The sequence below is a fragment of the Stenotrophomonas sp. AS012628 genome, assembly GCF_010608305.1.
GTDB lineage: Bacteria > Pseudomonadota > Gammaproteobacteria > Xanthomonadales > Xanthomonadaceae > Stenotrophomonas > Stenotrophomonas geniculata.
In genome coordinates, this window is sequence record NZ_VMBJ01000027.1 from 1 (window position 1) to 12,367 (window position 12,367).

The window sequence follows — 12,367 nt, forward strand, 5'->3', positions numbered from 1 at the left end:
ACCGAGCTTACATGGACGTACTTGCAGCGGCCCCCAGCCAACCCACCCTCCCGGCCGACCCCGAGATCCTGCCCTGAACCACCACGGAGGGGCTCCGCCGTTGGCCGGTCCGGCCGAAGGCCCGCCCTCCGCGCGATACAATGCGCACCATGAACACCCCCCAGGACTCCAGCCTCGGTCGCGAGGTCAGTTACCCGTCGCAGTACGATCCCGGCCTGCTGTTCCCCATCCCCCGCAGCGGCGCCCGCGCCGAGATCGGCCTCGACGATGCCGCGCTGCCGTTCGTCGGCCACGACCGCTGGCACGCCTTCGAGCTGAGCTGGCTCGACCCGCGTGGCAAGCCGCAGGTCGCCGTCGCCACCGTGCAGGTGCCATGCACTTCGCCGCGGTTGATCGAATCGAAGTCGTTCAAGCTGTACCTCAACTCCCTCAACAGCACCCGCATCGACAGCGCCGAGGCACTGCGCGAGCGCCTGGTGGCCGACCTGTCGGCCTGCGCCGGTGCGCCGGTCCAGGTCGAGTTCGGCCTGCCGGGCCTGCGTGAGACGCCGCTCGGTGAATCCATCGACGGGCTGGACGTGGAGATCGACTGCTACGGTCCGCCGCAGGCGGACTTCCTGGCCGCCGATGCGGGCGAGGTGGTGGAAGAGACCCTGGTCTCGTCGCTGCTGAAGTCCAACTGCCCGGTCACCGGCCAGCCGGACTGGGCCACGGTCAGCCTGCGTTACCGTGGGCCGAAGATCGACCGTGCCGGCCTGCTGCGCTATCTGGTCAGCTACCGCGAGCACGCCGAGTTCCACGAGCAGTGCGTTGAGCGGATCTTCAGCGAGGTGACTTCGCGCTGCCAGCCGCAGTGGCTGGAGGTGGAGGCCCGCTATACCCGCCGTGGTGGCCTGGATATCAATCCCTGGCGTGCCAGCGCCGGCATCACCGCCCCGGCTGCGACCTACCGCGAACTGCGGCAGTAACCCAGCAGGCGGTTACCGGTCGTGCCGGCCGCTGGCCGGCAACCACGTGGAACCGGTGTCCAGGGCAAGCCGGCCAGCGGCCGGCACGACCGGACACCTTCTCTCCCGATTGTTCAGCCGCCCCCGGGGGCGGCTTCACATCTGCACCATCCCCATTTAACAACCTCCATGGCACCGTGCGAACCACGTAGTCATGCAGACGGGAGTTGTGGATGAGTACCGAGAAGAAAGCCGATTTCTCCGGTGTCAGTGGCAGTGTCGACAGTACCGCCGAGCAGGTGCCGAAGGCGGACTTCTCCGGCGTCAGCGCCTCGGTGGACAGCACCGCAGACGTTGTCAGCGGCGGCACCTATACCGTGCAGAAGGGTGACTCGCTGTCGAAGATCGCCAAGCAGCATCTGGGCGACGCCAACGCCTGGAAAAAGATCTTCGAAGCCAACCGCGATGTGCTTGATGACCCGGACAAGATCTTCCCGGGCCAGACCCTGAAGCTGCCGCCGAAGTAAGCCGGCCATCGAACGCCGTCCGACAATCCCTGGGAGGAACCCCGAATGATCAAGACCACCCCGCTCCAGACCGCCCTGATCGCCGCCCTGCTGGGCAGCGTCGCCTTGGTCGGTTGCAAGAAGAAAGAAGAGTCGACCGACACCAACGCCGCTCCGGCAGCGACCGCCCCGGCCGAACCGGCTGCACCTGCACCGATGACCGGCGCACCGCCGCCGATGGCCGAAGCTGCTGCAGTGAGCGTCTCGGCGGTCACCGTCGGCAAGACCGCAGCCGCCGACAAGTCGGTTGCGACCACGGCATTGTTCGCACCGAAGGACGACGTCATCGTCTCGGTCAAGACCGACGGTGCCGCCAACAATGTCACTGTTGGCGCGAAGCTGACCTACCAGGACGGCCAGGTGGCCGGCGAACAGAACGCCACCCTGAACACCAGCGGTGCGGAAACCACCAACGTCACGTTCAAGAATGCAAAGGGCTGGCCGGCCGGCAAGTACCGCGCCGAGGTCACCGTCGATGGCAAGGCGGCCGGAACGCCGCAGGAGTTCGAGGTCAAGTAAGTCCTGCCGACTCTCTCCCGGCAGGGCTCACGATGGACGCAGCCGCGAGGCTGCGTCCTTTTTTATTGGGCGATGCCCGCTTTGGGGGGCTAGCGGGATACGCTGAACGGAACACGGACAGGTCGGGGGACAGGATGCTCAGCTGGATTGCGCTCACGCTCGCAATGGGACCTGCGAATCTCTGGAGCTACAGTTGCGACCACTTCCTATACGGCGCCTGTGTGCGCGTGCCGACAGGCATGTCCGTGACCTACGAGGCACCTGTTGACTTTGGTCTGCACCGCATCAGGCATGATAGTAGGGAAGTCGCCCTGATCTACGAGGGCGACGCCCCCGAAAAGCCTGCGTCAGGAAGCACGCCGGATCTGCGTTTCACGGACGGCGGATATGCCGTGTCGGGATACGTAAGGTCGGAAGGACGTTCCACCCGGTACGATGTCTACGTTCGGCCCGGATCGTCTGGCGCCGGTTCGCTGCACATCCGAGGTGCTGCAGCGACGGCTGATGAACTCGCCAGCCTGGCCGCCGTCGTTGGGGGATTCCGTGTCTGCAACTTCCAGCAAAGCAAGCGGGCGCAGACGTTGACCTGTCCGAGGCGTGCCGAGTGGGGGCAGCGATTGTCGGAGTGGGTCATGCGTGCCTCCACGAGCGGGAAGTCGAACTAGCCATCAAGCCTCAGCTTCCAGACCGGAAGCGAGCCAACGACGAAACACAGCGGTCCAGTACCGCCGCGTATGGCGCGGCTTTGCCCCGCGCGGCTGAAAACGCGACAATGCAGGGGTTTCCCCGCCGCGCGCCCACCCTGACGGCGACGGGGGAAAGCGACACGGTTGCACGTGGCCCGGCGCTGGCGCCGGCCTTCCCCTGAGCATTGCTACAGAGTCCAAGTCCCCCATGTCCAAGATCCTCTACACGCTGACCGACGAAGCCCCGTTCCTGGCCACCCAGTCGCTGCTGCCGATCGTCGGCGCCTACACCGCCACCGCCGGCATCGTGGTGGAAACCCGTGACATCTCGCTGTCCGGCCGCATCCTGTCGCTGTTCCCGGAACTGCTCAGTGACGCGCAGAAGGTCAGCGACGACCTGGCCGAGCTGGGCCAGCTGGCGACCACCCCGGACGCCAACATCATCAAGCTGCCGAACATCTCCGCCTCGGTGCCGCAGCTGAAGGCGGCCATCAAGGAACTGCAGGACCAGGGTTACCCGCTGCCGGATTACCCGGAAACCCCGGCTGACGACCAGCAGCGCGACTACAAGGCGCGCTACGACAAGGTCAAGGGCAGTGCGGTGAACCCGGTGCTGCGCGAAGGCAATTCGGACCGCCGCGCACCGCTGTCGGTGAAGAACTACGCGCGCAAGCACCCGCACCGCATGGGCGCTTGGGCGTCGGATTCGAAGTCGCACGTCGCGCACATGGCCGCCGGTGATTTCTACGGCAGCGAGAAGTCGGCCACCCTGGCCAACGCCGGTGCGCTGAAGATCACCTTCCACGGCAACGACGGCAGCACCGTCGTGCTGAAGGAAAAGACCGCGGTCAAGGCCGGCGAGATCGTTGATGCCGCGGTGATGAGCCGCAAGGCGCTGGCCGCGTTCATCGCTGAGCAGATCGCCGATGCCAAGGCCCAGGGCGTGCTGTTCTCGCTGCACCTGAAGGCGACCATGATGAAGGTCTCCGACCCGATCATGTTCGGCGTGGCGGTCAACGAGTTCTACAAGGACGTGCTGGCCAAGCATGCCGACGTGCTGAAGCAGGCCGGTTTCGATGCCAACAACGGCATCGGTGACCTAGCCGCGCGCCTGCCGTCGCTGCCGGAAGCCACCCGCGCCGCCATCGAAGCCGACCTGGCTGCCGAGTACGCACAGCGTCCGGGCGTGGCCATGGTCAATTCGGACAAGGGCATCACCAACCTGCACGTGCCGAGCGACGTGATCGTCGACGCCTCGATGCCGGCGATGATCCGCGACTCCGGCAAGATGTGGAATGCCGAAGGCAAGCTGCAGGACACCAAGGCGGTCATTCCGGACCGCTGCTACGCCGGCGTGTACCAGGCCGTCATCGACGACTGCAAGGCGCACGGTGCCTTCGACCCGGCCACCATGGGCTCGGTGCCGAACGTCGGCCTGATGGCGCAGAAGGCCGAAGAGTACGGCTCGCACGACAAGACCTTCCAGATCGCTGCCGATGGCGTTGTCAAGGTCACCGACGAGGCCGGCACCGTGGTGTTCGAGCACGCCGTGGAAGCCGGTGACATCTGGCGCATGTGCCAGACCAAGGACGCGCCAATCCAGGACTGGGTGAAGCTGGCCGTCGAACGTGCCCGCCTGAGCAGCACCCCGGCCGTGTTCTGGCTGGATGCCGCCCGCGCCCACGACGCGCAGGTCATCGCCAAGGTCGAGACCTACCTGAAGAACCACGACACCAGCGGCCTGGACATCCGCATCCTGCCGCCGGTGGAAGCGACCGCGTTCTCGCTCGACCGCATCCGCAAGGGCGAGGACACCATCTCGGTGACCGGCAACGTGCTGCGCGACTACCTCACCGACCTGTTCCCGATCATGGAACTGGGCACCAGCGCCAAGATGCTGTCGATCGTGCCGCTGATGGCCGGTGGCGGCCTGTTCGAGACCGGTGCCGGTGGTTCGGCCCCGAAGCACGTGCAGCAGTTCGTCGAAGAAGACTACCTGCGCTGGGATTCGCTGGGTGAGTTCCTGGCCTTGGCCGCCTCGCTGGAACACCTGGGCAACCGCTACGACAACGCCGCCGCCCGCGTGCTGGCCAAGGCGCTGGACGAAGCCAACGGCCAGTTCCTGGACAACGACAAGTCGCCGTCGCGCAAGCTGGGTGGCATCGACAACCGTGGCAGCCACTTCTATATCGCGCTGTACTGGGCCCAGGCCCTGGCCGCGCAGGACGAAGATGCTGCCCTGAAGGCGCGCTTCGCTCCGCTGGCCAAGGCACTGACCGACAACGAGCAGAAGATCGTTGAAGAGCTGATCGCGGTGCAGGGCAAGGCCGTGGACATCGGCGGCTACTACCGCCCGGACGTGGCCAAGGCCAGCAAGGCGATGCGCCCGAGCGCGACCTTCAACGCCGCGCTGGAGCAGCTGCGCGGCTGATCCATCGCCGTTCGGTCGTGACCCCGGAACCCGCGCTTCGGCGCGGGTTTCTTTTTGGGCGGCCCTATTCGACCCGCGTCCAGAACCGTGACACCCGTCGGCTGTCGGAATGCCGTCAACGAGGCATGAAACTTGCCCACGATGTCCGTCGCAGAACCGATCGGACACCGTCTGCAACCGCTCCCGATCTGAGCAGTCGATCACGACGGCTGCCGCTGGCGATGTCCTAGCCTTGGCGACGCGAGGCCACCGGGGAGGTGGCCGCACGGGGAACACGGATGGCACGCGTGCTGGTGGTGGGAACCGACATCCAGGGCGAACAGGCCCTGCTGCAGCGTCTGCGCCTGGCCTCGGCCCTACCTGATGGCCAGATCCGTCGCAGCCAGGACCTGGACGACTGCGACCTGCTGGTCATCCGCGATACGCCGGCGCTGCGCAATGCAGCCCTGCGCATGCGCCAGCAACGCCCGCGACTGCAGTGCTGGATCGAGGATCTGGGGGGCCAGCTGCGCGACGGCGATGGCCATCAGGACATACTTGATGACGGTGCCATCGGCCGCGCCCTGCGCAGGATGCAGTTGGCAGTGGAGCCCCTGGCCATGCACGCACCCGCACCGATCCGTCTTGCCGATGGTGCACACGCCATCACCCGCCTGCTGCGCGAGCGGCTGCCCCTGCGCCAGGGGCAGGCACTGCTGAGTGACGCGGGTGATCCCGTCCTGCTGATGGACCTCGAGCATGACCAGGCCGTGCTGCTGCAGGAACACGCTAGCGCGCTGGTGGAGCGTTTGGCCGATGCCTTCGAACGCCTGCAGCTGGATGCGCTCACGCCGGCTCGCCTGCAGGCCCTGGCCGGCGAGCGGCCACGCCAGCCACTGCGGCCGCTGCTGTGGCAGTGGGCGCAACGCAGCCGCCATTGGCAGGCACTGGACGAACGCCTGCGTGGCGCCTCGGTGAAGCTGCTGCGCTGGCCGGATTTCCGCGTGCTGGGTCACGACCACGATGGCTTCCGCCTGTGTTCGCTGCTGCTCAAGCGCGCGTGCACGGTTGAAGAATGCGCGATGCTGCTCGAGTTGCCGGCTGCGGCGGTGCGCGATTTCATCCATGCCGCCTATCTCTGCGGTTACGCGCAGTTGCAGAGCGCCCCGGCGGCACCGATGACGGCACTACGCGGCAATGGCACCGACGACGGCCTGCTTGCCCGCCTGTGGCGCCACCTGCGTGGGAGCGAGCGCAATGCGTGAGCACAAGGTGGTCGTGCTCGGTGGCATGGGCAGCGGCAAGTCGACACTCGTGCGCAGCATCGCGGCCGGGGCGGTGATCGACACCGATGTGGCCAACAGTGATCGCCTCGGCGCCGACAAGGCCTCCACCACCGTCGCGCTGGACTATGCAGACATCGACCTGCCCAACGGCGAACGCCTGCGTCTCTACGGAACACCCGGCCAGCAGCGCTTTGATTTCCTGTGGCCGATCCTGCTGCAGGGGGCGCGCGGTGCGGTGCTGCTGCTGGACGCGCGCCGTGCCGGGTTGGCCAGCGAGCTGGAGGACTACCTGCAGGTGCTGCAGCCGTTCGCAGCGTCATTGGCGCTGGTGGTGGCGGTCACCCATCTCGACCAGGCGCCGCACGCTACGCTGGACGACTGGGCTGCACGCGCCAGCCTGGATGATCAACCGCTGCCTTTGCTGGCGGTGGATGCCCGCGACCGCGAACAGGGATTGCTGCTGATGGATGTACTGATGAGCGAAATGGAAGCGCACGCACTGGTGGCCGCGCATGGCTGACGGGCAGATGGCGGTGCTGCCCGATGCCGGCCAGCGTGAGCGCCTGCAGCCCCTGCTGCAGGACCTGCAGCAGCGGGTGGAAGGCGTGCGCACGGTAGTGCTGGCCAGTGTCGATGGCTTCGCCCTGGTCAGCGCTGGTGCCGAAGGGCGCGGCGAACGGCTGGCGGCGATGACCAGCGCGATGCTGGCGCTGGCCGCGGCGGTCGGGCGCGAACTGGTGCTTGGGGATCTGCAGACGCTGATGCTGGAGGCCGCAGGCGGCAAGGTGCTGATGCTGGCGATCCAGGCCGAGGGACGTGCACCGCTGCTGCTGATGGCGGCCTGCGACCAGCGCAGCGTGATCGGCCAGGTGCTGTGGCAGAGCAGGGAATGTGGCCAGGCGATCCTGGCCGAACTCGGCGGATCGTGAGCCCGGCCGCAGGGGAACGAGGGGCTCGAACCAACATCGACAAGGGGTGCGACGTGGCTGGATTGAATGAATCGTTGAACGCACTGATGGGCATCGACGGCGCGCAGGCAGTGGCGCTGGTCGACTACGAAAGCGGCATGCTGCTGGGCGAGGCCGGTGCCGGCATGGACATGGAAGTGGCCGCCGCCGGCAACACCGAAGTGATCCGCGCCAAGATGAAGACCGCCGCGTCGCTGAACCTCAACGACAGCATCGAGGACATCCTGATCTCGCTGGGCAAGGCGTACCACATCATGCGCCCGGTGGCGAAGAAGAAGGGCTTGTTCTTCTACATCGTGCTGGACCGTACCAAGTCCAACCTGGCGCTGGCCCGGCGCAAGGTGCAGGACGTGGAGTCCGAACTGGCGATCTGAGCCATTGGCTTCGGTAGAGTCGAGCCCGCCCGACTGCTCTTTGCAACTGTAGAGCCGAGCCATGCTCGGCTGCTTCTGCCTGGATCAGCCGAGCATGGCTCGGCTCTACACAAGCCACCCCACGCCAGCGTATGGTGAAGCCGGTCCTCCCGGGTGAGCCATGCATGTCCGAGCCTGACATCGCTGCCGAGCTGGCGCCGCGCATTGCCGGCGTCATCCGCGATGGTTTCGAGCAGTACCACGCCCGCTTCGCGGCGATCACCGCCCGTGCGCGGCAGCGCTTCGAGCAGCGCGACTGGGCCGGTGCGCGACAGGATGCGGTTGAGCGCATCGCCCTCTACGACCTGTGCATCGCCGAGCAGATGGATGCGTTGCGCCGCCTCGCCGGTGACGCGATCGGCGAGCGCGCGTTGTGGTTGCAGGTGCACGCCGGCTACAGCGCGCTGCTGCAGGGCCTGATCGACGCCGAGCTGTACAAGACCTTCTACAACACGCTGTCGCGGCGCCTGTTCGCTACCCGCGGCGTGGACCCGGCGCTGGAATTCATTGCTTTCGACGTCGAGCCCTCCGATGCCATCACCCATCCCGTCGCGCGGCATACCTATGCCGTCTCGCCGACGCGGCCGGTGGAGGCCCTGCAACGCGTGTTGGCCGACTATCGCTTCGACATTCCTTACGCGCACCAGCTGCGCTGCGCGGCGGCCATCGCCGTGCGTCTGCAGGACGACCTCGCCCATTGGGGTGACACGCCGGTACGCAGCATCGAACTACTCGACACCGTGTTCTACCGCGAGCGCCGCGCCTACCTGGTCGGCCGCGTGTTCGGCGAGCACCGCTTCTCGCCCTGCGTGATTGCCCTGGTCAACGACGCGCGCGGCCTGCGTGCCGATGCGGTGCTGACCCGGCGCCGTGATGTTGCCCATCTGTTTGGCGTGTCGCGCAGCTACTTCCAGGCCGATCTGGGTACGGTGGGCGATGCCGTGGTGTTCCTGCGCAGTCTGCTGCCGGGCAAGCCCATCGATGAGATCTACACCGTGCTGGGCCGCGCCAAGCAGGGCAAGACCGAGCGCTACCGCACCTTCTTCCGCCACTTCAACGAGCACCCGCAGGAGCGGCTGGTGCATGCCGAAGGCACGCCGGGCATGGTCATGGCGGTGTTCACCCTGCCCAGCTATCCGCTGGTGTTCAAGCTGATCCGAGACCGTTTCGTATGGCCCAAGGCGATGTCGCGGCAGCAGGTGGAAGAGAAGTACGCGCTGGTGTTCAACCTCGACCGCGTCGGCCGCCTGCTCGATGCACAGCCCTATCGCCACCTGCGTTTCCCGCGTGAGCGCTTCGCGCCAGCGCTGCTGGACGAACTGCTGCAGCAATGCGCGCAGAGCGTGCGCGTCGATGGCGATGAGGTGGAGATCGCGCTGTGCTATGTGCAGCGCCGCTTCCGTCCATTGAACCTGTACCTGCGCGAGCAGGGCGGTGAGGCGGTGCGCGCGGCGGTACTCGACTACGCGCAGGCGATCACCGACATGGCGCGCAACAACATCTTCCCCGGCGACATGCTGCCGAAGAACTTCGGCGTATCGCGGCACGGTCGCGCCGTGTTCTACGACTATGACGAGCTGTGCCTGGTCAGCGACTGCGTGTTCCGTGCCTGGCCGCAGCCGCGCACACCGGAGGAGGCGATGGCCGACGAGCCCTGGTTCCATGTGGGGCCACGCGATGTGTTCCCCGAACGCTTCGGCCCGTTCATGGGCCTGCCTGCCGGCGAACTGGCGGCGGTGCGCGAGCACTACCGGCACCTGTTCGACCCGGCCTGGTGGCAGGGTCTGCAGGAACGTTTTGCCCGTGGTGACTATCCGGATACGCCGCCCTATGCGGGCGCACACCGGCTGGCCTGAGCCGGCTGTCATGGGTATTGGGACTGAGGTACGCTCGCTGTTCATCACCAAGGATCCGGCAATGATGCGTTCCCCACTGTTTCTCGCCCTCGCGCTGGCCGTCGGTGCCGGCGCCCCCCTGCTTGCAGGCGATGCCACTGCGCAGACCGCACGTGCTGTACGTGCGACTGCGGAAATGAGCATGGTGCTGTCCGGTCATATCGAGGTCACGCCGGAGGGCGCGGTCAGTTCGCTGGTGCTGGACCAGAAAGCCATGGTCGCCCCGAGCATTGCCTCCTTCGTGGAAGGCACCATCGGTGGCTGGCGCTTCGAGCCCACGCTGCGCGATGGCCAGGCGGTGGCCACGAGGGCCCCTTTGCGCGTTCGCCTGCGCGGCAAGGCTGCGGCCGACGGCGGTTATGAAATCAGCATGACCAGTGTCGACTTCAGCGAGTACGATCCGAAGGCCACTGATTCGGTGACCCAGCTGCACATGACACCGCCGCGCTACCCGGAGGCGGCCTACCGAAACGGTGGCCAGGGTGAGGTGCTGCTGCTGGTCAAGGTGGCGCGCGACGGAACAGTGGCCGACGTGGCCGCCGAGCAGGTGAACATGGCCGTGGTCGCATCCGAGCGGACCCTGGCCAAGATGCGCGACATCCTGGCCAGAGCCAGCGTCAGCACCGCCCGCACGTGGACCTTCAAGCCGCCGACCACCGGCGAGGACAGCACCCGGGACAGCTGGACGGTTCGCATCCCGGTGAACTTCGCCCTGAACCATGATTCCAATGCAGAGGCGGAACGTTATGGCCGCTGGCGCGCTTTCATTCCGGGGCCGCGGCAGAGCGTGCCGTGGCACGAGGCGGACCCGGTCGAGCAGGCCGGCAGCGATCTGCTGCCGGAAGGCGGCGTCTACATGGTGGACGCCGCCAAGCGCGGCCTGCGCCTGTTGACCCCGCTGCAACAGAGCTGAGACCCGCTGCGGAGCCGGGCAGCCCGGCTCCGCGTCAATCGGCGTACGGGTAGACCACCACCCGGTTGCGGCCCTGTTCCTTGGCCATGTACAGCGCCTTGTCGGCCAGCCGCAATGCCTGCTCGGCGTCGACATGGAAGCTGGGGAAGTGGGCCACGCCCAGCGATACGGTGATGGTGCCGACCGGTTCGAACGGATGGTCGGCGATGTGCTGGCGCAGGCGTTCACCGGCCTGACGGGCCGATTCAGTACTGATGCCCGGCAGCAGCAGCAGGAATTCCTCGCCACCAGCGCGGCAGAGGATGTCGCTGTCGCGCGAGTAGCGGCGCATCTGGTCGGCGATGTGGACGATGGCGTTGTCGCCGACGTCATGCCCGTAACTGTCGTTGATCGACTTGAAGCGATCGATGTCCAGCGCCAGGATCGCAAACGGAATGCCCTGCACCTGCAGCGCGTCCAGCGCCTGCTGCAGCCCGCGGCGGTTGAGCAGGCCGGTCAGCGGGTCGGTGCGGCTGGCACGGTTGAGCGTGCCGATACGATCCTGCAGGGCATTGAAGCTGTGCAGCACGGCCTGCTTGAGCTGGGCGACCTCGAAGTACCAGGCGCGGATGCCGCTGACATGGTTGATCGCATTGCCGGTGTCCTCGCCGCCCTGCACATTGCGCGCCAGCTGCCACAGCGGCATCGAAATGCGGCGCGCGAACCACCAGGTGACCAGCAGCGACAGCAGGCCGAGCGGAATCGCATTCCAGATCACTGCGGTCATCAACCGTGACAGCGGCTGCAGGGTGGCCTCGGTCGGGCGCTGGGCAATGATGCCCCAGCCAGTGGCCGCCACCGGCGCATAGCCGGCCAGCATCGACACACCACGGTTGTTGCGTACCTGCTGTGCGCCACGCTCCCCGCGCACCACGGCCTTCACCGCCGGGTTGCCGACCACGTAGTCACCCACCCGCTTGCCATCGGCGTGGTACAGCAGGCGGCCATTGCGGTCCACCACGTACAGGTAGGAACCGTCGCGGTAGTAGTGCTTGCCCAGCAGCGTGTGCAGTGCGCTGCGCTGGCGCAGGTACAGGGTGCCGCTTACATAGCCGCGATAGCGACCCTGGCGGTCGAAGATCGGGTGCGACAGCGACACCAGCAGCTTGCCCGTGGCCGACTGGTAGGGATCGCTGATCATCGGCTGGCGCGCCGCCAGCGCCGCGTTGTTGCCGACACTGTGCAGCACCTCACCCTGCAGCTGCAGGGTCTGCGGCGAGGTGGCGATCACCAGGCCGTCGGCGTCCACCACCAGCGAGGAGTTGAAGCTGCTGGACTGCAGCTGCAGGCGGCTGGCTTCATCCTGGGCCTGCTTCGGATCGAGGTCGTCCTCGCCCAGGCGGGTCGCGGCATAGGCCAGCTGCTGCTGCGCGGCCAGCAGGAAGTTCTGGGTGGTCTCGGCCAGCTTGGTGGCATAGACGCGGTTGGCTTCCAGGGTGTTGCCGACCAGCTGGTCGCGCTGCACCCGATAGCTGGCCAGCAGGGTGTTGGCCAGGGCGATGATGGCACTGAGCAGGGCCAGGGCGAGGATCAGCTTGCCCAGGTTGAGGCGGGGAGACAGCGTTCGCATGCGTCGACGGATCCGGCAGGAGGCTGGACCCGACCGGTTCTCCGGAAGGGGCGACAGCGGGAATCGGTGGCCAGGCCGTCAGGGCCGGGCAGGGGCCGGCGGATTATCGCCAAAAGTGGGCGGCGGCGAAGTGAAGTGCGTCGCCCTGCAGGCAA

11 protein-coding genes are annotated in these 12,367 nt (G+C 66.8%); 10 read left to right on the top strand and 1 reads right to left on the bottom strand.

What is annotated here, in order from left to right:
- Positions 1–149: 149 nt before the first annotated feature.
- From queF to G5A07_RS12990, 10 genes are all read left to right on the top strand, one after another.
- Complete coding sequence (gene queF, locus G5A07_RS12945) at positions 150–968, top strand: NADPH-dependent 7-cyano-7-deazaguanine reductase QueF (RefSeq protein ID WP_054172636.1); 819 nt, start codon at positions 150–152, stop codon at positions 966–968.
- A 212-nt stretch (positions 969–1,180) separates the two neighbouring features.
- Entirely contained in the window at positions 1,181–1,474 is a 294-nt protein-coding gene (locus G5A07_RS12950; protein WP_005419771.1) for a LysM peptidoglycan-binding domain-containing protein, read from the top strand.
- A gap of 45 nt (positions 1,475–1,519) precedes the next feature.
- Positions 1,520–2,032 (top strand): hypothetical protein, encoded by a 513-nt coding sequence (locus G5A07_RS12955; RefSeq protein ID WP_049436828.1) that lies wholly within the window; start codon positions 1,520–1,522, stop codon positions 2,030–2,032.
- Positions 2,033–2,926: 894 nt separating this feature from the next.
- Positions 2,927–5,149 (top strand): NADP-dependent isocitrate dehydrogenase, encoded by a 2,223-nt coding sequence (locus tag G5A07_RS12960; RefSeq protein WP_191863402.1) that lies wholly within the window; start codon positions 2,927–2,929, stop codon positions 5,147–5,149.
- Between the two features lie 278 nt (positions 5,150–5,427).
- On the top strand, positions 5,428–6,393 hold the full coding sequence (locus G5A07_RS12965) for a hypothetical protein (protein WP_191863403.1): 966 nt from the start codon (positions 5,428–5,430) through the stop codon (positions 6,391–6,393).
- Complete coding sequence (locus G5A07_RS12970) at positions 6,386–6,934, top strand: ATP/GTP-binding protein (protein WP_191863404.1); 549 nt, start codon at positions 6,386–6,388, stop codon at positions 6,932–6,934. The genes G5A07_RS12965 and G5A07_RS12970 overlap by 8 nt, the downstream gene beginning before the upstream one ends.
- Entirely contained in the window at positions 6,927–7,343 is a 417-nt protein-coding gene (locus G5A07_RS12975) for a roadblock/LC7 domain-containing protein (protein WP_019336717.1), read from the top strand. The genes G5A07_RS12970 and G5A07_RS12975 overlap by 8 nt, the downstream gene beginning before the upstream one ends.
- 53 nt (positions 7,344–7,396) lie before the next feature.
- Positions 7,397–7,756: a hypothetical protein gene (locus tag G5A07_RS12980; protein ID WP_043397376.1), complete on the top strand. Its 360-nt coding sequence runs from the start codon at positions 7,397–7,399 to the stop codon at positions 7,754–7,756.
- A gap of 164 nt (positions 7,757–7,920) precedes the next feature.
- Positions 7,921–9,651 (top strand): bifunctional isocitrate dehydrogenase kinase/phosphatase, encoded by a 1,731-nt coding sequence (aceK, locus tag G5A07_RS12985; protein WP_191863405.1) that lies wholly within the window; start codon positions 7,921–7,923, stop codon positions 9,649–9,651.
- Between the two features lie 61 nt (positions 9,652–9,712).
- Positions 9,713–10,603, top strand: coding sequence for an energy transducer TonB (locus tag G5A07_RS12990; RefSeq protein ID WP_049436948.1), 891 nt, complete (start codon positions 9,713–9,715; stop codon positions 10,601–10,603).
- A gap of 34 nt (positions 10,604–10,637) precedes the next feature.
- Here the strand turns inward: G5A07_RS12990 and G5A07_RS12995 are convergent, their stop codons facing one another.
- The gene (locus tag G5A07_RS12995; protein ID WP_032130287.1) at positions 10,638–12,212 is read right to left on the bottom strand and encodes a sensor domain-containing diguanylate cyclase; all 1,575 of its coding nucleotides are present in this window, start codon (positions 12,210–12,212) and stop codon (positions 10,638–10,640) included.
- Between the last annotated feature and the right edge of the window lie 155 nt (positions 12,213–12,367).

Bases quoted from the DNA above. Each gene is read 5' to 3' on its own strand.
- G5A07_RS12965 (WP_191863403.1), top strand. From the start codon at position 5,428: ATGGCACGCGTGCTGGTGGTGGGAACCGACATCCAGGGCGAACAGGCC.
- G5A07_RS12970 (WP_191863404.1), top strand. From the start codon at position 6,386: ATGCGTGAGCACAAGGTGGTCGTGCTCGGTGGCATGGGCAGCGGCAAG.
- G5A07_RS12950 (WP_005419771.1), top strand. From the start codon at position 1,181: ATGAGTACCGAGAAGAAAGCCGATTTCTCCGGTGTCAGTGGCAGTGTC.
- G5A07_RS12975 (WP_019336717.1), top strand. From the start codon at position 6,927: ATGGCTGACGGGCAGATGGCGGTGCTGCCCGATGCCGGCCAGCGTGAG.
- queF (WP_054172636.1), top strand. From the start codon at position 150: ATGAACACCCCCCAGGACTCCAGCCTCGGTCGCGAGGTCAGTTACCCG.
- G5A07_RS12955 (WP_049436828.1), top strand. From the start codon at position 1,520: ATGATCAAGACCACCCCGCTCCAGACCGCCCTGATCGCCGCCCTGCTG.
- G5A07_RS12990 (WP_049436948.1), top strand. From the start codon at position 9,713: ATGATGCGTTCCCCACTGTTTCTCGCCCTCGCGCTGGCCGTCGGTGCC.
- aceK (WP_191863405.1), top strand. From the start codon at position 7,921: ATGTCCGAGCCTGACATCGCTGCCGAGCTGGCGCCGCGCATTGCCGGC.
- G5A07_RS12995 (WP_032130287.1), bottom strand. From the start codon at position 12,212: ATGCGAACGCTGTCTCCCCGCCTCAACCTGGGCAAGCTGATCCTCGCC.
- G5A07_RS12960 (WP_191863402.1), top strand. From the start codon at position 2,927: ATGTCCAAGATCCTCTACACGCTGACCGACGAAGCCCCGTTCCTGGCC.